The 24,913-nt window shown below is 50.3% G+C and carries 18 protein-coding genes, 4 pseudogenes and 2 riboswitches; of the genes and pseudogenes, 6 read left to right on the top strand and 16 right to left on the bottom strand.

Annotation, left to right across the window (positions count from 1 at the left end; translation table 11 throughout):
- Positions 1-68: 68 nt before the first annotated feature.
- Complete coding sequence (locus tag PVOR_RS04015) at positions 69-704, bottom strand: carbohydrate-binding family 9-like protein (RefSeq protein WP_006207801.1); 636 nt, start codon at positions 702-704, stop codon at positions 69-71.
- Between the two features lie 194 nt (positions 705-898).
- Here PVOR_RS04015 and udk point away from each other — a divergent pair, with 194 nt between their 5' ends.
- A complete protein-coding gene (gene udk / locus PVOR_RS04010; RefSeq protein ID WP_006207800.1) occupies positions 899-1,534 on the top strand; it encodes a uridine kinase in 636 nt (211 codons plus the stop codon).
- A 111-nt stretch (positions 1,535-1,645) separates the two neighbouring features.
- Here udk and PVOR_RS04005 read toward each other — a convergent pair.
- From PVOR_RS04005 to PVOR_RS03985, 6 genes and pseudogenes are all read right to left on the bottom strand, one after another.
- Positions 1,646-3,992: pseudogene (locus PVOR_RS04005) on the bottom strand (histidine kinase).
- Positions 3,993-3,994: 2 nt separating this feature from the next.
- Positions 3,995-4,624 (bottom strand): potassium-transporting ATPase subunit KdpC, encoded by a 630-nt coding sequence (kdpC, locus tag PVOR_RS04000; RefSeq protein WP_006207799.1) that lies wholly within the window; start codon positions 4,622-4,624, stop codon positions 3,995-3,997.
- A gap of 82 nt (positions 4,625-4,706) precedes the next feature.
- A complete protein-coding gene (gene kdpB, locus PVOR_RS03995; RefSeq protein WP_006207798.1) occupies positions 4,707-6,740 on the bottom strand; it encodes a potassium-transporting ATPase subunit KdpB in 2,034 nt (677 codons plus the stop codon).
- Between the two features lie 22 nt (positions 6,741-6,762).
- Positions 6,763-8,442, bottom strand: a complete 1,680-nt coding sequence (gene kdpA, locus PVOR_RS03990; protein ID WP_006207797.1) for a potassium-transporting ATPase subunit KdpA — start codon at positions 8,440-8,442, stop codon at positions 6,763-6,765.
- Positions 8,443-8,472: 30 nt separating this feature from the next.
- Positions 8,473-8,550 (bottom strand): potassium-transporting ATPase subunit F, encoded by a 78-nt coding sequence (locus PVOR_RS32955; RefSeq protein WP_076151255.1) that lies wholly within the window; start codon positions 8,548-8,550, stop codon positions 8,473-8,475.
- Between the two features lie 149 nt (positions 8,551-8,699).
- A complete protein-coding gene (locus tag PVOR_RS03985) occupies positions 8,700-9,110 on the bottom strand; it encodes a hypothetical protein (protein WP_006207795.1) in 411 nt (136 codons plus the stop codon).
- Positions 9,111-9,238: 128 nt separating this feature from the next.
- Positions 9,239-9,407, bottom strand: a riboswitch (cyclic di-AMP (ydaO/yuaA leader).
- A 551-nt stretch (positions 9,408-9,958) separates the two neighbouring features.
- Positions 9,959-10,130: riboswitch (cyclic di-AMP (ydaO/yuaA leader) on the top strand.
- Between the two features lie 125 nt (positions 10,131-10,255).
- Between PVOR_RS03985 and PVOR_RS03980 the strand changes: the two genes are divergently transcribed.
- Positions 10,256-10,720, top strand: coding sequence for a hypothetical protein (locus PVOR_RS03980; protein ID WP_006207794.1), 465 nt, complete (start codon positions 10,256-10,258; stop codon positions 10,718-10,720).
- A gap of 23 nt (positions 10,721-10,743) precedes the next feature.
- Here the strand turns inward: PVOR_RS03980 and PVOR_RS03975 are convergent.
- Positions 10,744-11,665: pseudogene (locus PVOR_RS03975) on the bottom strand (proline dehydrogenase family protein).
- A 441-nt stretch (positions 11,666-12,106) separates the two neighbouring features.
- On the opposite strand from PVOR_RS03975, the gene PVOR_RS03970 reads away from it, so the two are divergent.
- Both PVOR_RS03970 and PVOR_RS31320 read left to right on the top strand, forming a co-directional pair.
- Positions 12,107-12,865, top strand: coding sequence for a YpjP family protein (locus PVOR_RS03970; RefSeq protein WP_006207793.1), 759 nt, complete (start codon positions 12,107-12,109; stop codon positions 12,863-12,865).
- Between the two features lie 221 nt (positions 12,866-13,086).
- Positions 13,087-13,416, top strand: a complete 330-nt coding sequence (locus PVOR_RS31320; RefSeq protein WP_228029893.1) for a hypothetical protein — start codon at positions 13,087-13,089, stop codon at positions 13,414-13,416.
- A 190-nt stretch (positions 13,417-13,606) separates the two neighbouring features.
- On the opposite strand, the gene PVOR_RS03960 is transcribed toward PVOR_RS31320, so the two are convergent.
- The 8 genes and pseudogenes from PVOR_RS03960 to PVOR_RS03930 form a co-directional block, all read right to left on the bottom strand.
- Positions 13,607-15,037: a serine hydrolase domain-containing protein gene (locus tag PVOR_RS03960; protein WP_006207791.1), complete on the bottom strand. Its 1,431-nt coding sequence runs from the start codon at positions 15,035-15,037 to the stop codon at positions 13,607-13,609.
- Between the two features lie 81 nt (positions 15,038-15,118).
- The gene (locus PVOR_RS03955) at positions 15,119-15,853 is read right to left on the bottom strand and encodes a polysaccharide deacetylase family protein (RefSeq protein WP_006207790.1); all 735 of its coding nucleotides are present in this window, start codon (positions 15,851-15,853) and stop codon (positions 15,119-15,121) included.
- Positions 15,850-16,686 carry a carbohydrate ABC transporter permease gene (locus PVOR_RS03950; protein ID WP_006207789.1) on the bottom strand — a complete coding sequence of 279 codons (837 nt, stop codon included), beginning with the start codon at positions 16,684-16,686 and terminating at the stop codon, positions 15,850-15,852. Before PVOR_RS03950 ends, PVOR_RS03955 begins: the two co-directional genes overlap by 4 nt.
- Positions 16,686-17,561 carry a carbohydrate ABC transporter permease gene (locus PVOR_RS03945; protein ID WP_006207788.1) on the bottom strand — a complete coding sequence of 292 codons (876 nt, stop codon included), beginning with the start codon at positions 17,559-17,561 and terminating at the stop codon, positions 16,686-16,688. The genes PVOR_RS03950 and PVOR_RS03945 overlap by 1 nt, the downstream gene beginning before the upstream one ends.
- A gap of 169 nt (positions 17,562-17,730) precedes the next feature.
- Entirely contained in the window at positions 17,731-18,939 is a 1,209-nt protein-coding gene (locus PVOR_RS03940; protein WP_006207787.1) for an ABC transporter substrate-binding protein, read from the bottom strand.
- Positions 18,940-19,149: 210 nt separating this feature from the next.
- Positions 19,150-20,109, bottom strand: a complete 960-nt coding sequence (locus PVOR_RS03935; RefSeq protein WP_006207786.1) for a LacI family DNA-binding transcriptional regulator — start codon at positions 20,107-20,109, stop codon at positions 19,150-19,152.
- 123 nt (positions 20,110-20,232) lie between these two features.
- A pseudogene (locus PVOR_RS29490) lies at positions 20,233-20,433 on the bottom strand (ArsR family transcriptional regulator); the annotation flags it as partial.
- A 177-nt stretch (positions 20,434-20,610) separates the two neighbouring features.
- Positions 20,611-22,260: a glutathione ABC transporter substrate-binding protein gene (locus PVOR_RS03930; RefSeq protein WP_040680170.1), complete on the bottom strand. Its 1,650-nt coding sequence runs from the start codon at positions 22,258-22,260 to the stop codon at positions 20,611-20,613.
- Between the two features lie 160 nt (positions 22,261-22,420).
- Here PVOR_RS03930 and nikC point away from each other — a divergent pair.
- Positions 22,421-23,318: pseudogene (gene nikC / locus PVOR_RS03925) on the top strand (nickel transporter permease).
- A gap of 19 nt (positions 23,319-23,337) precedes the next feature.
- A complete protein-coding gene (locus tag PVOR_RS03920) occupies positions 23,338-24,261 on the top strand; it encodes an ABC transporter permease (protein WP_006207784.1) in 924 nt (307 codons plus the stop codon).
- The last annotated feature ends 652 nt before the right edge of the window (positions 24,262-24,913 follow it).

The raw sequence follows: 24,913 nt of genomic DNA, 5'->3' as shown, positions 1-24,913 counted from the left end.
GCAAACATATGAAAAGCCGCAATCGCACGTAATTCTGCGATTGCGGCTTTTTGAGTTACAGCCTCATGCTATAGATCATCAACAAACTCCAGCTTCCCGAACCGGGCAGGAATATGATAATTCACCTCTCCAGTTGGACTCCATGCCTGATATTCCCGGATGCCTTGAGGGTCTTCGTCGATCCGGTAAAAATTCACATTCCAGCTCCGCCCCCTCTGTGGAGGATTACCGAAGTTCACGGCAGGGATTGTAATCTCACAAACCCAATTCCCCTGCTCGTCATGATCGACCGAGGTCACAAGACCGGTTAGATCCCACTTGATATCGCTGGTCGTAATCGACTTCCCGCCGTCGTTGCGGATAAGGGCATCAAATACAACATTGTTCGGGCTAACCTCAAGCTCTATGTATTCCTTTCCACTCCCGGCATCATCCACGAACAATTCCACAACATCCTGTTCATATAGCGGCTCATCCCTGTGAAGATACTCGGATACCATGTATGAATCCTGACAAACAAATTGCACATGAAAATATTCAGGACTCCAGCAGGCACGGACCTCGGTTGCTTCTTTCACGGCATGCCCGGTCACCGTATCGTGGAGAACAACCGCTTCATAGCGACTCCAATCGATCTGTTCCCGTTCCTCTCCCTGCCGGGTGAATGAAGCCGGCTTGCATGGATAAACGGCGGCATTGTGCATGATAACCCCTCCACAAAATTCAATTGCAACTCATCTCTCTATGATAATTCATACCCGTTGGGTTCACCATGCCATGCCAGGAATAAAAAATTCGGAAAATCCCAGCTTTTGCTCTATATCCCCATAGTGAAAAAAAGCGCATGCTGTGCTACAATATTAAAATTGCAAACTCTAGGGAGGGTTATGGATTCGCCATGCTCATAATTGGTATTGCCGGCGGCACCGGATCGGGCAAAACGACGGTTGCCCGCTCTGTCATTGACCGTCTTGGTTCAGATAAAGTGACTTTCATTTCGCAAGATAACTATTACAAGGATCATAAAGAGCTCAGCTTTGCGGAACGCGAAGCGATCAACTATGATCACCCGTTCGCCTTCGACAACGAGCTGCTTATCGAGCATCTCGGCATCTTGAAGGGAGGGGAGCCCGCTTATGCACCGGTCTATGATTTTACTGCACATGCCCGCTTCACGGATCAGACCCTTGAGCTCAAGCCAAACAACATCGTTATCATTGAAGGACTTCATGTGCTGTCCGACGAGAATCTGCGCAAGCTGCTTCACATTAAGGTGTTTGTGGATACCGATCCCGATGTGCGCCTGCTTCGCCGGGTCGTTCGTGATATTGAGGACCGCGGCCGGACCATCCAGTCGATTCACAATCAATATCTGACAACGGTCAAGCCTATGCACGAGGCGTTTATCGAACCCTCGAAGAAATACGCCGACCTGATCATTCCGGAAGGTGGAGAGAATGAGGTTGGCATTCGCCTGCTCTCCATACTGACCGAGAAATATTTGACCGGCGATCACACATTGTCAGGAGAATAGCCCTGGCACGCGCGCCCTATAAATCTCCCCGTAGGGAGACGTCAATAACGCCCGCATTCCTGTTGCTTACAGGTTTGTGGGCGTTTTGGCGTTTATGTTTTTCATAAGCGATTAATTCCCTGACGGTTTGGGCTCGTTCGTGCACGGATCATAATCGGCAACCACCAGCACATCCATATGCCTTGCATATCTCAGCAGGCTTCGGATCGATTTCCGCTCGTCGTACAGCCTCCATCCCGTGATCTTCGGCTGACCGATGATCAATTGGGTAGCCTTCGCCTCATCAGCCGCCGCGACCCATTGGGATGCAACTTCACGCGCCTTCCCTCTTCTTACAGGCAGCACGCAGAATGTTCCTCCAAGTCGTTCTGTCAGCGTTTGAAGAGCCGTTAAGCGTTTGGAGTCAGCACGGGATGGATGCGCACGCCCCTCCTGAAGGAGCGTCACATACCAGGCCGCCTTCAGCCGATGGGCAATCCGGAAGCCGCGGCGGATGAGCCGCTCCCCCTGAGGTCCGCTGCCAACCATAACATAGATAACCTCCTCGCGCCGCCACGGTCCCCGAAGCGAGCTGCTTCGCTGCCATGACTCCAGCCTCTCATCCACATCATCTGCAATTTCCCTCAGGGCCAGTTCCCTTAGAGCAATCAGATTTCCCGTCTTGAAAAAATGGCTGAGCGCCTGGTGGATCTTCTCCGGCGCATAGATTTTGCCATCCTTCATCCGCTGCTGCAGCGACTCCGGCGTGACATCGATGAGCTGAACCTCGTCCGCCAATTGCAGAATATGGTCCGGCACCGTCTCGCGGACACGTACACCGGTAATTTGCTCCACCGCGTCATTCAAGCTCTCCAGATGCTGCACAATTCACGGTCGTAATAACAGAGATGCCAGCCGACAGTATATCCAGCACATCCTCATATCGCTTCCTGTGCTTGCTTCCGGGAACGTTTGTATGCGCCAGTTCATCCACCAAAACCACATCGGGCCTTTGGCGGATGATCTCATCGGTATCCATCTCTTCAAGGCATGAGCCCCGGTAATCCATCACTCTTCGTGGAAGAACTTCCAGTTCGCCGACCTGTAAAAGCGTATCCTTCCGCCCGTGCGTTTCCAGCAGTCCGGTAAGAACCGTCAGTCCCTTTTTCAGCAGATCATTGCCCTCCCGCAGCATCGTATACGTCTTGCCTACACCCGGGGCTGCACCGATATAGACTTTGAACCGCCCACGCTTGACCTGCTCGATCTTCTGATCCAGCTCCTGTTCATTCAAGCGATGAAACGATTCGGACGAACGCTGCGGTGGATGAATCTGAGCCGGGATGATTCGTTCTCCGTCATGCGCTGCCCGGTCCGCTACGATAAAAATATCAATCCCGCGCGTTTTCTTAAGCAGCTCCTGAATCATCGATCCCTGCCGCAGCTCCTGCCAGGGGGTCTGCTTCGAGTGACCCAGCACAATACGGGTGACATGATGCTCAAGTGCATATTGAACGAGTTCACCTGGCAGCTCCCTTCGCGAATGAAGGGGCAGTTCTTCCAGCTTGGCGCCAATCCGTTCCGCAAGCTTCAGCATGGAGCGCTTAAAAGCCGCCTGTTCCTTCGTAAGCTCCTGCTTCTGATTCACAAACGTTACCGCCAACAGTTCGCCGTTCAGTCTCTTCGCAATCTGCTGACCGCGGCGCATATAGATGGACCCGTTCCAATGGTACTGTGTGGACACCAGTATCCGCTCATCGGCCCCCGATGGGCCGATGAGTCCCTGTTCCTTGCGGTACCGCGCAAGCGAGTTGTTCACGCCCTCTGCAACAAGACGGAGGGTAAGCTCCCGAAGCACGGCCAGATTGCCCTGCTTCCATATGCCTCCCCCCGCAAGCAGGCCTTCCTGTGCCCGATCCAGCATCGTTTCAGGTGTTACATCAATGAGCACCACCTCATCGGCGGTCTCAAGGGTATCGGCGGGCACCGTATAACTGGCCTTGATGCCCGTCAGCTTGGTGGCAATGCCATGCACATCCTCAAGCTCATACACATTCACCGTTGTGATGACACTGATCCCCCGGCTTAACAGGAACTTTATGTCCTCCAGCCGTGTGGCATGCCTTGCCCCTCTCCGGTTCCGGTGGGCAAGGCCATCCACAAGCACGACCTCCGGATTGCGCTTCAGCAGCAGATCCAGATCGAGATCCTTCTTCTCTATGCCGTCCTGAACCCAATGAATGCTCGGCACCCGTTCCAGATCCTGTGCCTGCTCCACCGTCTCCGGACGCTGCATTGTGGATACGGCACAGATGACAACATCAATGCCTTGCTGTCTCAAGGTCTGCCCCTCGCGAAGCATATGATAGGTTTTTCCCGAGCCGCTCACGGCCCCGATATACACTTTGAGCCGCCCCTGGTGGAGCTTCGAGATGGACCTTAAAATTTCCTCCGGCGATTTTCTCCGAAAGTGATCCATCGTCAGCTAAGAAGCTCTCTGAGAGCCAAGTTCAGCTTCAACACATTCACGCGCGGTTCACCGAATACACCTAAATCCCGTCCTTCCGTATGCTTCTCCACCAGCTGCTGAAGCTCTGCTTCCGGAATTTCGGTCAGCTTGCTGATCCGTGGAATTTGAATATCCGCTGCTTGCGGCGAAATGTGAGGATCCAGTCCAGAGCCGGAATTCGTTACCAGGTCCATCGGGAGCTCGCTTACCGGAACGTCCGGATTATTCTCCTTCCATGCCTCAATCGACGCCTTTGTTCGATCGATCATCTCGGGATTGGAAGGTGCATAGTTATTGCTGCCTGAGCCGGCTGCGTTGTATTCGATGCTGGACACCCTCCCATGGAAAAATTGCGGGTCCGTAAAGTTCTGGCCGATCAGTTCCGAGCCTACCACCTTTCCGCTCTCATCCGTAATCAGGCTGCCGCCGGCTTGCTTCGGCATCAGCAGCTGCGCTGCACCTGTAGTTACCAGAGGATACAGAACTCCGCACAGCACAATGAATACAAGACTTGCTCTAAGCGCAATGCCTACGGAGACGCGAGCGTTGCCCGCCTCAGCATGAGGCGTGGACGTTGACGATGTTTGCACAGGATTATTCATTATTCTTCGACCCTTTCTTTCATATCTACCTTGTATAATCAACCTTTGGTTTATCTCTATATACCCGGTTTAACCAACACGCCTAAATCCATAGGTGGACAATCATGTCAATCAGCTTAATCCCGATGAACGGCACGATCACGCCGCCTAATCCATAGACAAGTACATTACGCTGCAGCAGCTTCGATGAGCTCATCGGCTTATAGGCGACACCCTTCATTGCAAGCGGAATGAGCAGCGGAATAATGATCGCATTGAAGATCAGCGCGGACAGGATGGCCGACATAGGGGAACCGAGTCCCATGACATTCAATACGTTCATGCTTGGAATAGCAGCTGCAAACATGGCGGGAATGATGGCAAAATATTTGGCGACATCGTTCGCAACGCTGAACGTGGTCAGCGCGCCTCTTGTCATCAGCAATTGCTTCCCGATGGCAACGACCTCGATAATCTTGGATGGATCTGAATCCAGATCCACCATATTGGCCGCCTCCTTCGCGGCGGTGGTACCGCTGTTCATCGCAAGCCCGACATCGGCCTGTGCAAGGGCCGGCGCATCGTTCGTTCCGTCACCGGTCATGGCCACCAGCTTGCCTTCGGCCTGTTCTTTTCGAATGACGGCGATCTTATCCTCCGGCTTGCTCTCTGCGATGAAATCATCCACTCCCGCTTCGCGGGCAATCGTCGCTGCAGTCAGCGGATTATCGCCTGTACACATAATGGTCTTAATGCCCATCCGGCGCAGCTGTTCAAACCGTTCCTTCATTCCCGGTTTCACAGTGTCCTTCAGGTAGATCAATCCATAGATGCGGTGATCCACAGCCACAGCCAGCGGGGTTCCTCCCTCCGTAGCAATTGCATCACTGTTTGGCGTCAAGTCCGGAGGTATGGAGCCTCCTTGAGACAGCACCCAAGCCTTGACGGCATCCACTGCACCCTTGCGAACTTTTCGGCCATCCTTCAGGTCCATGCCGCTCATTCGGGTCTCTGCCTTAAATTCGATGAATTCGGCTCCCGCCGTCATACTCTCATCCACCTCAAGGCCTTCCTTCTTCAACAGCTCCAGAACGGAGCGGCCTTCCGGCGTTTCGTCCAGCAGCGAGCTGACCGCTGCCCACTGGGCAACCGATGCCAGCGTTTCGCCACGGGCCGGGATCAGTTGACTTGCCATCCGGTTGCCAAACGTAATGGTTCCGGTCTTATCCAGGATCATTGTATTAATATCTCCGGCCGCTTCCACCGCTTTACCCGACATCGCCAACACATTGAACTGGGTCACCCGGTCCATGCCTGCAATCCCGATGGCCGACAGCAGCCCGCCAATCGTGGTCGGAATCAAACATACCAGCAGCGAGATCAATACCGGGACAGACAGCTCGATGCCAAGATACTTGGCAATCGGAGCGAGTGTAACCACAACGATCAGGAAGATCAGGGTCAACACAATCAGCAGTGTGTTCAGCGCTATTTCATTCGGCGTCTTCTGCCGCGAAGCTCCTTCAACCAGTGAGATCATTCGGTCAATAAACGATTCGCCGGGATCGCTGGTAATCCGAATTTTGATTGTATCGCTGACCACCCGGGTTCCCCCGGTGACCGAGCTGAAATCGCCGCCTGCTTCTTTGATCACCGGCGCGGATTCTCCCGTAATGGCAGATTCGTCGACAGATGCCAGACCGGCGATGACCTCTCCGTCACCAGGGATCATCTCGCCCTGCGTAACCACCACGATATCCCCTTTGCGAAGATCGGTAGACGGCACGGACTGAACCCCTCCGCCTTCCATCACTTTATGGGCGGTCATTGCTTTCTTGGATTGCTTAAGAGAATCGGCCTGAGCTTTACCCCTGCCCTCGGCAAGGGCCTCGGCAAAGTTCGCGAACAGCAGCGTAAACAGCAGAATCACAAACACCGTCAGATTGAATCCGGTACTGCCTTCTGTACCGAAATAGGATGGAAACAGTGTCATGAGCAGAACCACCAAGGTTCCGGCCTCCACAACAAACATCACGGGATTTCTCATCATGAAAGCTGGATTCAGCTTGATGAAGCTGTCCTTCAGCGCTTGATTGACCATTTCTTTGGACATCACTTTGGTTCTCGTATTATTCATGGTAATAGGCCACCTTTTCTAATTAACGGATCGTCAGATGCTCAGCAATCGGGCCGAGCACCAGCACAGGCAGGAAAGTCAATGCGCCGATGATCAGAACCACCGCGAGGAGAATGCCGGCAAACAGCTTATTGTCTGTTCGGAACGTCCCGAGTGTCTCCGGTACCCATTGCTTCCGCATCAGTGAACCGCCGACCGCCAGCAGAGCGATCATCGAGATATAACGGCCGAACAGCATGACGAGCCCGGTTGTGATGTTCCAGAACGGCGTGTTATCTGCAAGTCCTTCAAACCCGGAACCGTTATTGGCTGCGGATGACGTGTATTCGTACAACACCTGTGAGATGCCATGGAAGCCGGCATTGGTAATGCCCGCCTGCCCGGCATCCGTCATCAGGGCAAGCGCCGTCGGAGCCAAAATGATAAATGGGTGCACCAGAATGACGATGGCGATCAGCTTCATTTCCCGCGCTTCTATTTTTCTGCCCAGAAATTCAGGCGTTCGCCCAACCATAAGCCCGGCCAGGAACACAGCCAGTATCGCATACATGAGCATATTCATCAGTCCGACGCCTTTTCCGCCAAAAACAGAGTTCAGCATCATCAGGGACAGCGGCGTAATTCCGCCAAGCGGCGTGAGTGTATCATGCATGTTGTTAACTGAACCGGTCGTAGCCGCCGTCGTCACTGTAGTAAACAGCGAGGACTGGGCGATCCCGAACCGGACTTCCTTACCTTCCATGCTGCCTTGAGATGCATCAATCCCCAGTCGGTTCAGTGCCGGATTGCCGTTTGATTCAGCGGCATAGTTCAGAGACAAGAAGCCGATGAACAAGGTCATCATCACAGAGAATATAATCCAGCCCTGCTTGCGGCTCTTGGCAAACAAACCAAATGTATACGGAAGCGCAGCACCGAGGCTCCACATGCACAGGATCTCAATCACATTGGTCAGAGGGGACGGATTCTCAAACGGATGGGACGAATTGACCCCCATATATCCGCCGCCGTTGGTGCCCAGATGCTTGATCGATTCAAGAGCAGCCACCGGACCTACCGCAATTTGCTGCTCGCTTCCTTCCATCGTGGTCACGCTGAGCGCAGGCTTCAGGGTCTGAGGCACCTGCAGGGCGACCAGCACCATTGCAATGATGAAGGCCGCCGGAATGAATACCCGGATATGAGCCTTCACAAAGTCCTCGAAGAAGTTGCCGACGGTTGTCCCCTTACTGGTCACTGCCCGGATAAAAGCGATGGCCACGCACAGCCCGGTCGCCGCCGATGTAAACATCATCATCGTAATGACAGCCATCTGCGCAAAATAGGATAGCCCCGACTCTCCGCTGTAATGCTGCAGATTCGTATTGGTCATAAAGCTGATGATCGTATTGAATGACAAGGTTGATTCCATATTATCGATTCCGTTCGGGTTGAACGGCAGTACCTTTTGCAGCCGCAGAATCAGGTAGCCTGAAGCTACCAGTATGATATTCGTAATGACAAAGCTGAGAGCATACCCTTTCCAGGTCATCCCCTTGCGGTCTTTCAAGCCAATCAGTGCAAATATCGGCTTCTCTGCCCAGGAGAACCATTTATCGGTTCGGTTATCTTCATTGCGAAATACCTGATATAGATAGGTTCCGAGCGGCTTAACCAGCAGCACCAGAACCAGAATAACGATGGCAATTTGTATAATGCCCATGACGAGTGCCTTCCTCCTTCAGCGGTTCCCCTAGAATTTTTCAGGGTGAACCAGCGCATAAATCAAATACAGAAAAATAAAGAGCGTACATACCAATAATATGATCACGGCTGATCAGCCTCCGGTTCTGAAACCACGCGTCCACACCAGGACATAAACAGCATGAACAGTCCGTAGGTCCCTCCTAATATGAGCACCATATAAAAATCCTGCATAATCCAATCCTCCACGAACCGTATTTGGCATTAAATCTGCAACTAGCTGACAATGGACGAAATCAGGAAAGATACCTGATGATGGTTCGTATGAAGCACCACATCGGCGCCCAGTCCCTTATATATCAACCGCGGATTGCTGGAGTGGGTAATGACGTAAATCGACTTTGTTGTCCATGTCCGGCAAATCCGCAAATAGCGGCAGCACAGATTCAAGCTGCTTTCGAACAGAAACACCTTGCTGACGGGAAACTCGGGAATGATCCAGGTTGACTCGTCTCTGGTATCAATCAGAATAATGTCTTTGCAGCCCAGTTCCATCATCCTCTCCTGCTCGGCCCGATTGTTGGCTATAGCTGCAAACGAAATATGTTTGTACATCAGCTGGCGGATAAATTCCTCCCCGGCCTTATTCGGGGCGGATACCAAGATGAAATCCTGCGGTTTCTCCATGTGTTTCTCCTCCTAAGTTTCAGAAAGAGAAGGCAACAAAAAGAAGCCTGCGGGAGGAGAAGAACTCTTCCCGCAGGCTTCTTATTCATCCACGGTGAAATACACCGTGGCTAAAGTCCACGACAATCGTTGCCTCTCTCGATACGCTTACGAGGTTAGCTGACGGATTCGGGCGTGAGAGTCGCCCTACCCATAGACCGTTATCTTGTCTATGGGATTCACCCCTGAGAGATCAAGTTCATCTCCCGACTGGTTCCCCCGTTCCTTTTCCATTCAAGGACTCAGCGAAAATTGAAAACGAGTAGCATGTTATTCAATTAGCTATTGACTTATATTCCAAGCCTGGCAGAACTGTACAGCCGTCAGAGTCAAGCCGTGAGAGTCGCTTGACCCTGAGCCTCTGGAAGACCCATGGTGCCTTCGCCGAGGTTCTCATTCATAAAGGAGCACCGCAGCTCTCACACTGCCTTGTATCCTTATGAATCTTATCGACCGGCTGCCGCTGTGCCCTGCTCTTGGAATCATCCGTCAATTCATAGTTCGTATCATACGTCCGGCCGTGCGGGATGTAAATGAGCTCAGAAACACGTGTGGCTGAATGTGGAACAAGATCTAACCAGTATGTCTTCATTATCTCTCGAATACTGCTTTATACTATGTATTTCTCTTGTTTTCTCGAATTTATCGCAATCCATCGAGATACTGAGATTTTGCCATGATAATAGATGACAATACCAAATGTACACGTTTTCTTTTACGGATTTCATCGATTTTCGGAATGTATGCGTCAAATACGGTCATTTACTTTTGGCTGCCTCCGGCGTATGATTCATCCATCTATTCGAAACACACGTTATACGCTGAGCTCCCGACAGATCGGGAGACGGGGGAACCAATATCACCGATAGGACTTCTGTTGGTGAATGGGGTGAATCCGCGATGCCTGACCAGGCATTGTGGTAGGGCGCTCTCAAGCCCGAATCCGACAGCTAACCTCGTAGGCGTATTTAGAGAGAACACGATCCAGCCAAGCTAAAGCGGCCGCTTCATCGGCTGCTAACCGGAAAAAGGCCTGGAGAGCGGGGTTTCTCTGCTCACCAGGCCTTTTTGTCTTGCATATAACATCTTATAAGGGAGCGTAGATCATGACGAAACTCATCGAATTCGAAGCACAGGCAACAGCCATCCAAACAGCGCCAACAATATGTGAAGAGCCCATCCGCTATATGGAGATGTTCCGTTTCGACTGGGGCTCGGCTGAACGCTTTATCCCCTGGAGTGATCGAAGCTGGAACTGCGGCTTGTTCAAAATCAGCTGCGGAGAAGCAGCCGGTTATGCGGAATATGCCCTGCCGAGCACGAGAGAATTCGCAGATCTGGTCCGCTGGGCATCTGTATTTGCAAGGCTGCGGGGCATGCCCGTGACTGAGGCCATACGCTATGCTCAGCAGCAGCAGCAATGGGGATCCACTCGGATGCTGCTCGCCGTATCGGCGTTAGCCGATCTGGAGAAGAACCTGCACCAGCATGTAACTCGCGAACGCCTAGGCAGCCTCCCGCTGGAGCGGTCCTTCCTGATGGATTGCTCGCAAGCTTATTATTTCTTTTAAGGTAAGGGCGGTGTTCACACCCCTCACTTGAACATATTTTTCAGCACCATCATGAGGTTAGCCGGCTTCTCCGCCAGCCGCCGGGTGAAGTACGGGTACCACATCGTCCCGTAGGGCATATAACAACGGATGCGATAGCCATCCTCTGCAAGCGCAGCCTGATCGTTCATTCGCAGCCCGTACAGCATCTGAAATTCGAAATCCTCTTTCTCTATGCGGCTCTGCTCGGCAAACACCTTGACCCAGTCGATGATATTGTCATCGTGCGTGGCAATCGCAGTGTACGCTCCCTGATCGAAATGCATTTTGATCAATTTTTTATAGTTATCGATCACTTCGCGTTTCTGCTGAAAGGCGATGGTTCCGGGCTCTTTATATGCCCCCTTTACCAGGCGCAGATTGACCCCCGCCTCCATCAGGCTTCGCACGTCTTCCTCCGTGCGGAACAAGTAGGCCTGCATCACGGTGCCCACATTGGGCAGCCCCTCCTTATGGAGCCGCAGCGTCATATCGATTGTCGCCTGGGTATATGGCGAATCCTCCATATCCAGACGCACGAAATTGCGAAACTCTTTCGCCTTTTTCACCACCGACCTGATATTCTCGTAAGCCTTCTCAAGGTCCAGTGCCATGCCCATCTGCGTCGGTTTCAATGACACATTTGACTGCACTCCCCGCTGTGCGATTCCCTCCACAAGCTTCAAATATTCCTCGCGGTATTCGGCCGCTTCGTCCAGCGTCGTAATGCCCTCCCCCCAGATGATCCAGCGTGACGAGAATGCCCTTCGCATTGAGCCTCTCGATTTCATCCAAGGCCTCATCCAGCGTATTGCCGGCAATGAATCGGCCTGCCAATTTCCTTCCGTATTTGATCGACAGCCACTTCACGAGTTTATTGCCGGACACCGTCAGGATCACTTTACGGTAAAACTCGGTTCCGTCCATGCATGCGCCCCCTTTGTAAGGTAAACCAAATGCACCTCTACCTTAACTCATATGCAAAAATCATGACGGCATGCAGGAAGACATACATATCACGCAGGCAATGGCCGTGTCGGAGCGATTCTGGCTTTCCGGCATGCAAAGAAACCTCTCCATTACGATAGTGGAGAGGTTTCTTTGCATGCCGAAGATTCTTTTATTGAGCATTTTAAAATCATTATAGTTCCGATTGATTTTTCGATTTGCAGACAATTGAAGTAGAAAAGTTCGCCATATGTAAAAGAGATAACTGTAAATATTATAATATACCATTTTTACTATTATAAATTCATAATCACACTATTTTTTTAGAGAAAACACAACTTTTTTCATTTGTTAAATTTTAGGATTTTAATATATATTATTCGTGTTAATTACAAAAAATAACAGTAAGGGGTTGATTTTTTGAGTTTTTGGGGAGTAATTAAAAAAGTAGCCGCTTTTTTGGCTTTGGTAATGTTATTAAATACGGTATTTGCAGCAATTACTGTATCCGCGCTTCCTGCACATAGCGAACTGCAAAAGACTCAAGAGGAATTAAAACTATCAGAAAGCGAGATTCAAGAACTTCTATTATTTATTCAAGAACATTCTACAAGCATAGAGGAAGCAATCCAAACAGACAACAATTTAAAATTAAAAATGGAGGAATACGACGAGTACAGCAAAGAATTTGCCTTGATACTTGCTTTTGCAGATATAGCAAATAGTCAGACCTCAACGATTAGTCACTTGTCAGATCCCAGTATTCAGAGTGAAATTTCACCGGCGATTTGGCCTATTGTTTGGGCGGTTGTTGCTGCTATAGTAAAAGCAGCTGTAAAAAAGAAGATGGGAAAGAAAATCCAGCAGCAACTCGGTGATCGTTTCGATAGAGAAGTTTGGCCTCAAATAGAGCCAGGAATTAAAGCGCAATATGAAAGATATGGTTATACTAGAAACAAAGGACCTGAGTTACCTTCCGCACCGAACGGGATTAATCAGGGCGAGCAAATTATTTCTTTATTTGGTCAAGATGGTACAGAATATTTGAGACTAGATGTCTTTACTTCCCAATCAAGAAATCATACTCGGTGGCACTATCATACAAAAGATGATTGGCCTGATCATAAAGGAAATATTGATTTATACCATAATTCACTTCCAAAGTGGGGTTCAGAGTAAAGTTGCATAAGAGACGATTTCTATTAACGTTTGGTCGAAATTTAGACCATAGTAATATCGACTACTTGGTAAAAAGCCGATTATCCAGGTATAAGGGCGGAATCCAGAAAGATTATTTTAATACCGTTCTTAAAAAAGGCGCCGAAGTTATTCTAAACTACCAGATTATCGATACGAATTTTGATCGAATATCGTCCAGGTATTATTTGGACGACTTTCATTTGACGGAAGCTCAAAAGAACGGCTTCCTGCTTTCATTAAGCAAGCTGAAAGGCACCCATGTCTGGTGCGATCCTAGGATTCAAGGTCATGCGTTCTGTGTAGTGGGTGATATTGAGTTCAGTTTTTATGTGTATCGGTCACTTGAAGGCCAGGAATACCGCTTTCCTCAATACTACAATCATGACGGTAACGCTGATATTATTGTACATTCTCAGCTGCCTAAAATGCCCGAAGAAGAACAATATTTGTGCTTTCCGACTGATTGGAGCCTAGAGGTCAAAGATGAAATAACGATCAAATGGATACAGAAGCTGATTAATTGTAGTTAACGATACTCTAAACCCAGCCGACTCGAACCAAGAAGGTATAAGAATATACTGAAAAAGCTGAACTAGCATCATCTAGTTCAGCTTTTTACATAATTTCAGTCTGTAAAAGGCCAGGTTGATTAAACTTTAGCCCATTGGTCTGATGACGACCACATCATATCCGTTTGGAGAAAAGCAAAAATCACATGTTCTACGCCTTGGCCTTGCCGTTAATCTCCCGGACCACTTTGCCCTGAAACGATTGGTTCATCCAGTAAGCGAGATGAATCCCCTCCTCATTGAAGGTACAATCCGTGGTTAAATAGAACGGCGTCTCCGTCAACCGGATCGTCAGTCTCAGCGTCTGGTCGTTCCAGGTCATGGAGGCGGCATAGTCGTTATCCTCGAGCATAATCAACTTCGTGGTTCCTGACTTCCACTCATTGCGGCCAAAGGCAATCGAATTCGTGCCGTCTTCCCCCGCAAGCTCCATTACAGCGCCATCTTCTTCGAACCGAATGGAGATCGAATGCAGCTTATCCTCATTCTCCTCCAGCTCATACACAATTCCGGTAATGTCCTGCTCGATCGGGGAACGCGCTTCTTCCCTTGGGGGATCCAGCTTGAGCTCTTGCAGCACTCCAGCAAGAGAGGACTCGGCCCCCGTGTCAGCCGGCAGCTTATCAGGTCCCATGGCAGGCAGCAGATGCTCCCATACCACGTCCAGCACTTCCTGCATGTCCCCAAGGCCGGAGGTAATGGCGATGACCGCATCCTGCTCCGGCAGCATGACGCAGAACTGGCCGAATGCGCCATCACCTCGATATCCTCCATGACGGCACATCCAGAATTGATAACCGTAGCCTTCGGTCCAATCCGATGTGGAGTCCGCAGGTCCGTTGGATATCTGCTTCGAGGTTGCCTCTTCGATCCAGTCTTCCGGAATCAGGCGGCGGCCTTCCCACACCCCCTTCTGAAGGTAGAGCTGGCCAAACTTGGCGATGTCCTCGGTCTTCACCTTAAGCCCCCATCCACCGGTATTGATTCCCTTCGGACAGCTTTCCCAGGTGGCTCCATGTATGCCAAGCGGTTCGAACAGACGGGGCTGCAGATAATCCAGCAGCGTGATGCCGGTTACCTTCTGCAGAATAGCCGAGAGCATGTAAGTCGCTGCGCTGTTATAGACAAAATGGGTTCCAGGTTCATGCTCTACTGCTTGTTTGAAAAAATCATCTACCCAGATATCGGACTGCATGGCAGGCTCCTGGGCATGCCCCGTTCCCATAATAAGCAAATCGCGTATCGTCATCGCGGACAGATTTGGAGAAGGTTCCTCCGGCGTATTTTCCGGAAAGAATCCGATCACCTGATCCTCCAGCGTGACCCGGCCTTCCTCGGCCAGAAGTCCAATCGCGGTAGAGGTGAAACTTTTGCTTAACGAGAAGAGCATGTGCGGCTTGTCCGCCTGATACGGCTTCCACCAGCCTTCCGCTGCGACATGCCCGTGCCGCACCAGCATGAAGCTGTGCAGCTCAAGCTCCTTCTCCTGAATCGATGCGATAAAACGTTCAATAGACTGTGATGAGATTCCTTGGTTTTCGGGGGTACTTCTTGGCAATAACGGAACCGTATTCATATTCATCTTCCTTTCGCCTCTCCCTGTATTAACAAGATACATTCATCCGTACGCTTCCATTATACACCGGATAATGGAACCGCTTCATCATATACGAATCGCACGAAAGCCCCGTCGTTCGCTAATCTCATTCAAGTCCTCCCGTGCAAGAAAGGAAGCCTCCTCATTACGCCCGCGCGCCAGTTCCTCCCCATCCACTTGAGCATTGCCGCACTGCACCATTTCCTCCGAATACAGTGCCGGATGGGACAGGAAGAAGTACTGGTCTTCCGTCAGACCGCCAAGCACCCTTTCAAACGAATCGGCGCCGTCCGGGACACCACCCGGGAAGAAGTTGTAGTAATCGCGATGGTTGATAAGCCCCTTCGCTTCAATCCAGCGGTCCAGCTCTTCCTGCAGCCCGGGTATAGAGCGTTCCGGCAGCATATGAGAGTCCACGTAAGAAATCTTGAACCCTGCTGCGGTCAGTTTATCAAGCTGTGCTTCGCATTCCACGATAATCTCCTGCAGTGAAGGCGGATGATCCCGGAACAAGATCGGGTCCTGATAGAAGTATCCGGCCCGATCGACAAGCGAAGGAACCTGTTCCTTCGCGGCAACAGGTCCCCAGCGTACGTTATCCCACTCTGCATTCAGCGTCATATGAAACCCGAAGCAGATGTCCTTGCGATGCGCCAGCAGCTGCGCGGCCTCGGCTAGATAGGGGCCGGGCGCCATAATGGACACATTTTTAATAAAACCGGCATCCACACTTCGGGCAATCGCAGCATTGGCTGAACGGCTGGAAGCGTAATCGTCCGCTCTCGTGATGATCCGCCTCATTTTACCGCACCTGCCGCAATCCCCTTGATGATGTATTTCTGCGCGAAAATATAGAATATAACCACCGGGATAATGGTCAGTGTCAGACCTGCCATCGCCTGGTTCCACACAATCGTGAATTCCCCGAAGAAGTAGAAGGTGGAGAGCGGAATGGTCCGAAGCCCTTTGTCGGACAATGTCAGCGATGGAAGCAGATAGTCATTCCACAGGGCAATGACATTCAGGATGGCAATCGTCACACTGATGTTCTTCAGCAGCGGAAACACAATTCTCCAGAATACACCCAGTTTGGAGCAGCCATCGAGCGTTGCCGCTTCCTCCAGCGCCACCGGCACGGATTTAATGAAGCCGTGGTAGAGAAAGACCGCCATGCTCGAAGTAAAACCGATATTCATATAAATCAGACCCTCATGGGTATTAAGCATCGGAATGTGAAGATTGCTGCGAATCCAGTCCATGACCTGCATTAGCGGCATCATCAGCGTCTGGAACGGAATCAGCATCGTTGCCACAAATGTGAAGAAAATGACTTTGCTCAGCTTGTTATCCGTACGCACCAGCATCCAGGCCGTCATGGAGGCGAGCACGATGACAATGACAACCGAGATGATGGTGACATACAGCGAGTTGCCCAAAGCCGTGAAGAAATTCATCTTCTCCATCGCCGATTTATAATACTCGAAGCTGAAGGAGGAAGGCAGCGCAAGCGCATTCTCATACAGCTCCGCACGATCCTTGAACGAGTTAATCAGCATGAGGAAGACCGGAGACAAGAAGACCAGCGCAAAGAGGAACAGCAGAATGTCGAGCAGCCATTTACCTGATTTCTTCATTACATCTGCACCTCTTTTCTCTTCGTGATGATGACTTGCGTCAGCGTGAGTCCAGCAACAATCAGGAAGAAGATGATCGCTTTTGCCTGACCTAAGCCATAATTGCCGTAAGCAAAGATCTCATTGAAGATATTCATCGCAAACATCTCTGTCGCATTGCTCGGTCCGCCCTTGGTCAGGGACAGATTGACATCATAGATTTTGAACGCACCCGACAAGGTCAGGAACAGACAGATCGTGAAGGAAGGCATCAACAGCGGGAACACAATGCTCTTCAGACGCTGCCACAGACTTGCTCCATCGACCTTGGCCGCTTCCATCAGCTCATCCGGAATCCCCTGGATTCCCGCGATATAGATGATCATCGTATAACCTGCCAGCTGCCAGGTGAACACCGCAACGATGGCATACAACGCAAACTGCGGATGCAGCAGCCAGTTAAAGAACACACTGCCGAGCCCTGTTTTCTCTCCCAAGAAACTGAAGGCATCCGTAAAAATAAACTGCCAGATGTAACCCAGGATCAGACCGCCGATCAGGTTCGGCATGAAAAACATCGTCCGCGCCGCGTTTCTTGAGCGGAGTTTTGTCGTAACGAGCAGTGCAAACCCAAGCCCTAAAATATTGACGCAGACCAGCGCAAGCAGCGTGAATTGAACCGTATGCCAAGCCGATGACAGGAATCGGTCGTCCTGGAACAGCTGAACGTAATTGTCAAACCCTACGAATACTTTCGGATTGGCCGGAATACCGTCCCAATTCACAAAAGAGTACACAATACCGATAATGAACGGGATGATGACGACCGTCGTGAAAATAAACAGAAGCGGCACCGTAAACAGGGCAAACCAGGCTTTGTCCTTTCTTTTGCTCATAATCCATACCTTCTTTCCGTTCCGGATGATTCCCGCGCGGGCGGCATCAAACCTTGAATTCGTGTTAGAAAAAAACAAAAGCCTAACGCTCTTGGATCATAAGAACGTCGGAGGCTAGGCTTTCGTTTTCATGGAATTGTTATTTCACTTCAGCGGCTTTGCCTGCTTCTTACTTGGATGCTTTCGCCCATACCTCATCAAGTTTCTGCAGGAACTGTTCACCTGTCATGCCCGGATTCATGAAGTACTCCTGCGTCGCCGGAGCCAGGTCATTTGTGATGATGCCCGACGGGAAGTAGTTCAGTGCCCAAGTAATCGTCTCGCCTTTCGTTGTTGCCTCATGCACCGCTTGGGACAATGGATCCAGGTCGCCTGCTTCAATATTCGTTAAAGCCGGAATGAATTTGAAATCGTCCACGATGGCTTTCTTGCCTGTGTCGCTGGTAAACAGCCAATTCAGGAAAGCGTTCGCAGCTTTGACTTCATCAGCATCAGCCTGATTGTTGACGACCCAGTAGCTCGCCACGCCAACGGCGATTTTATCGTTGCCCGCAAGCGGGAACGGCATCATGCCGACCTTGGAGCCGAAATCACCGAAGTCCGCAAGCATGGAGTAACTCCAGTTGCCTTGATGCACCATAGCCGTTTTTTCTGTTGCAAAGTCACCCATCTGGCTGTCGTATTTCACTTCCAGCGGATTCTTGGCATTGGCTTTGATCACATCCATGAATTTGGCCCACTCCTGGAACTCTTTCGTGTCGGCCATCTTCACTTCGCCTTTATTCAGCTGTTCAATATAAGCCAGCGGATCCGCTTGAAGCGCAAATGGTGTATTGAGAATGTGTCCGATCAGGAAGTATGCCTCCTGGGACAAGCTCAAACCGTTCTTGCCATCAGCCTTCAATTGCTCCATCGTCTTGGTGAAGGAGTCCAGGTCTTTCACATTCGCCGGATCTACCAGGTCCTTGTTGTATACAAGTCCGAAGCCCTCTACACCGTATGGAACGCCAACGGTTTTATCGTCGACCTTCAATTCCATGTCAGGCGCAATGTTCTTAACATACTCTTCACCGCTCAAGTCGGAGAAATAGGATTTCAGCTTCTCGGACTCGGGTCCCTGTGCTACGCTGAATATCGTCGGTCCCTGATTGCTGCCGAGCTTTGCTACCAGCTGCTGCGAATAGGCATCGCCCGCTGCACCCCATACTTCAACCTCGTTGCCGGTCTCTTCTTTATAAGTTTTAACCAAGGCTTCAAGTGGTTCTGTAATTTCAACTTTAGATTGGAAGAGCGTAATTTTCTTTAGCTTATCTCCCCCGGATGCTGCTCCAGACTCTTTGTCAGATGTACCGCCACAGGCCGCAAGTGTCGCAACCAAAGCGGTTGCCGTCAGTATGCTTAATACCTTTTTTACTTTTTTTAAGTGACACGCCTCCCCCTAACGGACTCTATAAAGTAAAACGTTTACAAACCCATCATATGGCGGTTTATCTAGATTGTCAATAAAAATTGTACGCGTTTTCATAAAAATATTAAGTAAAAAAACTAGTAAAATATTAGATATTTTACTAGTTAAATTCCCTGCGTTTTATTTTACTGTTTTCCGCCACTGGATGGTGGCATTCAGTTTAAAGGGTTCCCTGCCCGTGGTGCCCTTGATCATTTCCAACAGTTCCTTCGCCGCTAAATAACCGCTTTCATAACGGGGGATGGCAATCGTGGTCAATCCGGCCATGGCCGCCGCATCCGAATTGTCGAATCCGGTGATCGAGATATCCTCCGGTACCCGCAATCCATTCTCCTCCAGCGCTTTAATCGCGCCCAGAGCCATGTTGTCATTCGCGCAGACCAGCACTTCTGGCAAGACGTTACTCAGTACCAGGATTTTGGCAGCCTGATATCCGCTTTCCTCACTGTAGTCGCCATGAAAGTAATTGCGGCGATCAAAGACGATCCCGTTCTTCGCAAGCGTATCTATAAATCCGGCGTACCGCTCCTTATGGTCCAAAGTAAACTCCAGCCCGCCGATGTATCCAAATGTTTTGAACCCCTTATCCACCAAAGCCTGAACCATCTCACACATCACAGGGTAATTGTCAACGATCACGCTCTTGGTGTTGGCATACTCGTTATCGATAATCCGGTCCATGAGAACAACGGGAAATTGAGGCGTAGCTACAGAGACCAAATATTCGTCCGTCATATTCCGGTCCAGACTTATGGTACCGCTTGCAAATTTGCTGCGCATGAAATTCGTGCTGGATTTATTCGTGCAGATGATGAGGTCATACCCGTTCTCCGTCAGGCAATGGCTGATGCCCTTGATGATTTTTAAATAATAATCGCGATCAAAGTCGCTGAATACAAATATAATCGTGTTGCTTTTATCGGATTTGGTCCCCTTATGTGGAAAATAGCCATGTTCCGAGCATAATCTCAGCACCCGCTCCCTCGTATCCTGGCCCACGTTCTTGCGTCCGTTAAGTACATTGGACACTGTAGACACCGAGACATCCGCGAGCCTTGCAATTTCCTTCAAACCACTCATGCGTCCTATCCCCTCTCCAAAGGCGTTAGTAAATTTAATATAACATGGTTTTATTTTTAATAAAATTTACTTATTTTGTTTGGACGAGTTTTGGCATGGAAAATAATTGATGGGGATCATCGCTTAAGCAGGAAATTCTTTGCTTATACAGGCCAAGAAGCAGGCCATACGATGACATCGCCGTGACCTGCTTATCCGTATGTATGTACCGGGAATCAGAGCTGGCTTAAGGACAATCACCGGCCCTGCCTCACTCAATATCCGCAGATGGCAACGCACTTGCGGCTGGCCAATTCCCAAAATTTCTACGATGTCGCTGACCGATCTCGATTCTTGCTTTTAGAGTTCAACAATGTTAAATCGGTTCGGTTACCCGTTCCCTTTGCTTATGCTGGTTCTCTTAGAGAACCAACAAAGAGGCCGCCCAATGGCGGTCCTCTCTCACTATAAACTCCTCTATAGATCAAAACCGGTCAAAACTATGAAAATTTCATAAAATCACTATGGTTGAATTGACACATTATGCAGCTGCATAATACCGTTTGGATGTCTCCAAAAGCCCTCGACCTTGCTGCTGACTCCGTTTAAATACTCCTGGTGGTGGATATACAACATCGGGGCCAGCTCAACCAGCTTCTCTTGCGCCTGTTTGTAGATTGCCTTGCGCTGTTCAGGATCGTTCTCCTTACGACCTGCATCCAGCAGTTTATCCAGTTCAGGATTCTTCGTAAAGGTGCGGTTACCCGGCTCCCCTACATTTTTGGAATGGAACAGCTCATACATGCCGTAGTCGGCATCAGCCGTTACCGTAGACCAGCCCAAGATGAACATATCATGCTTGCCTTCTGCTGTCTGGGCCAGATAAGCGCCCCACTCCACCACTTCGATTTTGACATCGACATTCAATTCCTTCAACTTGGACTGTACATACTCGGCAACCTTGATGCGCTCCGGATTATCGTTGGTCCAGATGGTTGTGGAGAAACCTCCCTCGTACCCGGCCTCCTTCAGCAGTTCCTTCGCTTTGTCTATGTTATATTCGATCGGCTTTACGGTGGCATCATAGCCGTTTACGTCCGGTGCCAGCGGACCCACGGCAGGAATTCCCGTACCTTCATAAATACCCGAAATGATCTCATCCTTGTTGATGGCCATGGACAAGGCTTGCCTTACCTTCACATCATTAAACGGCTTCTTATCGTTATTAAATCCGATATAAGACAAGCTCAGCGAGGCTTGACGGTTCAACGACATGCCGGCTGTGCTTTCAACCCGGCTGATGCTGCTTGGCGACACCGGATCTATAATGTGCGCATATCCCGTTTCGATCTCGGCGATCCGCGTCCCTTCTTCACTTACGACCTTGAACGTCACCCGATCCACCTTCGCTTTATCCCCCCAGTAATCGGCATTTGCGACAAGTTTCACTTCCTGCCCGGGGTTCCAGCTCTCTAACTTGAAGACGCCCGTACCTACTGGATTCTGTGCAAGGTACGTGCCGGCTTTCTCACCTGCCTTCAGCTTGTCATAATCCAGCTTGATGGCCTCTGCACTCACCATGCTGACCGCGGAATGGGCAAGATGCGCAAGCAGCGGCGAGAAGGCATACTCGGTCACGAACTGCACCGTATACTCGTCAATAACCTTGACCTCTTTAATCATGGCGACAAGCGAGGCTCGCGGAGAGGCTACGTCCGGATCCTGCATGCGCTCTATGTTCGCTTTTACGACCTCGGCATTGAATGGGGAGCCGTCTGTATAATTTACTCCCTGTCTCAGCTTGAACTCCCATGTCAGCTCATCGATTGCTTTCCAGCTCTCGGCCAGCCCGGGCTGAATGTTCAGGTCCTTATCATGAATCACCAGTGTGTTATAGATATGTGTTGTCATTACACTCGTTTGCTGGTCCGTCGACATATGAGGGTCCATGGATGGCGGATCAGAAAGCCAGGCAATCACAAGCTCATTCGCACCGGCTTCGGTCGTCCCCTCGGCGGGATCTTTGCTGCCTGTCTCCGGAGCCGGTGTATTGCTGTTATTTGACGGCGTTTCGGGATTACTGCTCTTGCTTGAACTATTGCACGCTGAGAGCACTACGGTAAGTATGACCAAGATACAGACAAGCCACCTTAATCTTCTATTACCTGCCATGTGAAACAAACTCCCCCTTCTCAATCAAAATAGGAAAATATTTTATACACAGTTAACATATATTTTACTATTTGATATTTATACCAGAAGAAGCCAGATTTACTTGCCGTTTCTACGACACCAATTCTGATATCCATACTCTGAGAAAGGATGATTTCACGTGCATAACATGACCGCTGATGCCAGACCACAAGAATCCGGTAATCATGGAACCCGCCTCGTACAATGGAAATCTTTCTACCACCGTCTGAGGAAAAACAAAGCGGCCTTATGGGGGGGTTATTTTCTCCTGCTGATGATTATTGTCGCTGTCATCGGCCCCCTGCTCACCCAGTATGATCCGACCAAAGTAGACTATTCTACGAAACTGCTCAAACCCTCTGCTGCCCATTGGTTCGGTACGGATCACAACGGAAGAGATATATTCACACGAATTATCCACGGCATGCGCCTCACACTCTCGGTCGGTTTTATCTCCGTCATCATCGGAGCTGCTTTTGGTGTCGTACTCGGAATCATATCAGGCTATTACGGCGGCAAATGGGATACTCTCATTATGAGAATTACTGATGTCATGCTGGCATTTCCAGGCATTCTGCTAGCATTGGCGGTTGTAAGCGTTCTCGGAAAAAACCTGTTTAACGTGATCATTGCAGTCAGCATCTTCTCGATTCCCACTTTTGCCAGAGTCGTCCGAGGCTCCACGCTTGCCGTCCGCAAGCTCGAATATATCGATGCCATGCGTTCGCTTGGCGCGAGCGACGGCCGCATCATCTTCGGACATATTCTGCCGAATATTACATCCCCCATCATCGTGCAGGCTACGCTGCGGATTGCGGTTGCCATCCTGACCGCCAGCGGTCTCTCCTTCCTCGGTCTTGGCGCCCAGCCTCCGACACCGGAAGTGGGGAGCCATGCTGAATGATGGGCGCAACTATATTATGGATCACCCTCATGTCGCCCTGTTCCCCGGCCTGTCGATCGTTGTCGTGGTCATCGCATTTAATCTGCTGGGTGACGGCTTGCGAGATGTCCTTGACCCGAAAATGAAAAAATAATGAAGGGAGCTGCCGGGCCATGCTCATCTATTCCATTCGAAGGCTTATTCAGACGATACCTGTCGTCATTGGCGTCACCATTGTTGTCTTTCTGCTGATGCACCTCATCCCGGGGGATGCGGCGCAGGTCATTATTGGGGAAGGGGCACCTAAAGAGCAGGTTGAGAAAATCCGCGAAAATCTGGGATTGAACGATCCGCTGCCACTGCAGTATTGGAACTATGTCAGCGGTTTGCTGCAAGGAGATCTCGGCGATTCAATCCGCAGCAACCGTCCCATCGCCGATGAAATATTCAAAAGCCGGTTCTGGATCACCGTCGAGCTGGCCATCTACAGTACGATCCTGGCCGTATTTCTTGGCATTCTGGCAGGCATCATCTCCGCCGTTAAAAAAAGCTCGCCTGCCGACATCGGCGTCATGTTCATCGCCCTGTTCGGGCTGTCGATGCCGAACTTCTGGCTGGGGCTCATGTTGATTCAGTATTTTGCCGTAGATTTGGGCTGGTTCCGCCCTTCCGGCTGGGGCACCTGGTCGCAGACGGTCCTTCCCGTGATCACGCTCGGGACAGGCGGCGCTGCGATTATCGCCAGAATGACCCGCTCCAGCATGCTGGAGGTTATCGGTCAGGATTACATCCGCACCGCCCGTGCCAAGGGTGTCCGGGAGCGCATCATTGTCTACCGGCATGCCTTGAAAAATGCAATGATTCCCGTCATTACGGTCATCGGCCTCGAATTTGGAGGCCTGCTCGGCGGGGCGGTGCTGACCGAGTCCGTCTTTGCCGTGAACGGCATGGGACGCTATGTGATCGACTCGATCAGGGCGAGGGATTTTCCCGTTGTGCAGGCCACTGTACTGGTGCTCTCGGTCATGTTCGTGCTTGTCAATCTGCTCGTGGACATATCCTACCGATACTTCAACAAGCGCATCGATTTCGATTGATTGATCTGGTTAGGATTCCAATTGACCCCCTACTCGCTGCCTGCCGGACTTGATCTATTTCTGGGTGCTGTGCGGACATAGTATCCGCTGTTTGCTGAGGAATGGCCTGTTTCTGGGGTGCTGCGCAGACGCATGATCTGCTATTTGCTCTGAATCGACCTATTCTCGAGACCTTGCGGACACGATCCGCTATTTGCCGAGAATCGACCTATTCTCAAGCCCTTGCGGACACACGATCCGTTATTTGCTCAGAATCGACCTATTCTCGAGACCTTGCGGACACACGATTCGTTATTTGCTCAGAATCGACCTATTCTCGAGACCTTGCGGACACACGATTCGTTAATCTACTCAAAACCGTGGATTAATCCCGGAATATTTCGCATTAGCGGATCTGGTGTCCTCATACTGCTACTAAATGGCTAAAAACAAACAAATAGCGGAACCACGGTCCGAAAGCTACCCTATTGAGACAATCTGAGCTATTTGGGAGCCTTTTGCACACCTATATTAGATACCAAATCCTCATTAGCCTAATGGAGCGCATTTACTGAAATTACTTTGTTTCGGGACTTTGGAACATACACCCCTGTTTAGTTGAATTCAATTTGTTTTGGAACTTTGGGGCATTTAATCCAACACCGGACACACG

The sequence above is a fragment of the Paenibacillus vortex V453 genome, assembly GCF_000193415.1.
GTDB lineage: Bacteria > Bacillota > Bacilli > Paenibacillales > Paenibacillaceae > Paenibacillus_AQ > Paenibacillus_AQ glucanolyticus.
Note: the sequence above shows the minus strand (reverse complement) of the source record. Positions and strands in the feature narration are given on the sequence as shown.

Bases quoted from the DNA above. Each gene is read 5' to 3' on its own strand.
- PVOR_RS03980 (WP_006207794.1), top strand. From the start codon at position 10,256: ATGACGAAACTCATCGAATTCGAAGCACAGGCAACAGCCATCCAAACA.
- udk (WP_006207800.1), top strand. From the start codon at position 899: ATGCTCATAATTGGTATTGCCGGCGGCACCGGATCGGGCAAAACGACG.
- kdpB (WP_006207798.1), bottom strand. From the start codon at position 6,740: ATGAATAATACGAGAACCAAAGTGATGTCCAAAGAAATGGTCAATCAA.
- PVOR_RS03945 (WP_006207788.1), bottom strand. From the start codon at position 17,561: ATGAGCAAAAGAAAGGACAAAGCCTGGTTTGCCCTGTTTACGGTGCCG.
- kdpC (WP_006207799.1), bottom strand. From the start codon at position 4,624: ATGAATAATCCTGTGCAAACATCGTCAACGTCCACGCCTCATGCTGAG.
- PVOR_RS03920 (WP_006207784.1), top strand. From the start codon at position 23,338: ATGCTCATCTATTCCATTCGAAGGCTTATTCAGACGATACCTGTCGTC.
- PVOR_RS03960 (WP_006207791.1), bottom strand. From the start codon at position 15,037: ATGAATATGAATACGGTTCCGTTATTGCCAAGAAGTACCCCCGAAAAC.
- PVOR_RS04015 (WP_006207801.1), bottom strand. From the start codon at position 704: ATGCACAATGCCGCCGTTTATCCATGCAAGCCGGCTTCATTCACCCGG.
- kdpA (WP_006207797.1), bottom strand. From the start codon at position 8,442: ATGGGCATTATACAAATTGCCATCGTTATTCTGGTTCTGGTGCTGCTG.
- PVOR_RS03955 (WP_006207790.1), bottom strand. From the start codon at position 15,853: ATGAGGCGGATCATCACGAGAGCGGACGATTACGCTTCCAGCCGTTCA.
- PVOR_RS03950 (WP_006207789.1), bottom strand. From the start codon at position 16,686: ATGAAGAAATCAGGTAAATGGCTGCTCGACATTCTGCTGTTCCTCTTT.
- PVOR_RS03985 (WP_006207795.1), bottom strand. From the start codon at position 9,110: ATGGAGAAACCGCAGGATTTCATCTTGGTATCCGCCCCGAATAAGGCC.
- PVOR_RS03935 (WP_006207786.1), bottom strand. From the start codon at position 20,109: ATGAGTGGTTTGAAGGAAATTGCAAGGCTCGCGGATGTCTCGGTGTCT.
- PVOR_RS03930 (WP_040680170.1), bottom strand. From the start codon at position 22,260: ATGGCAGGTAATAGAAGATTAAGGTGGCTTGTCTGTATCTTGGTCATA.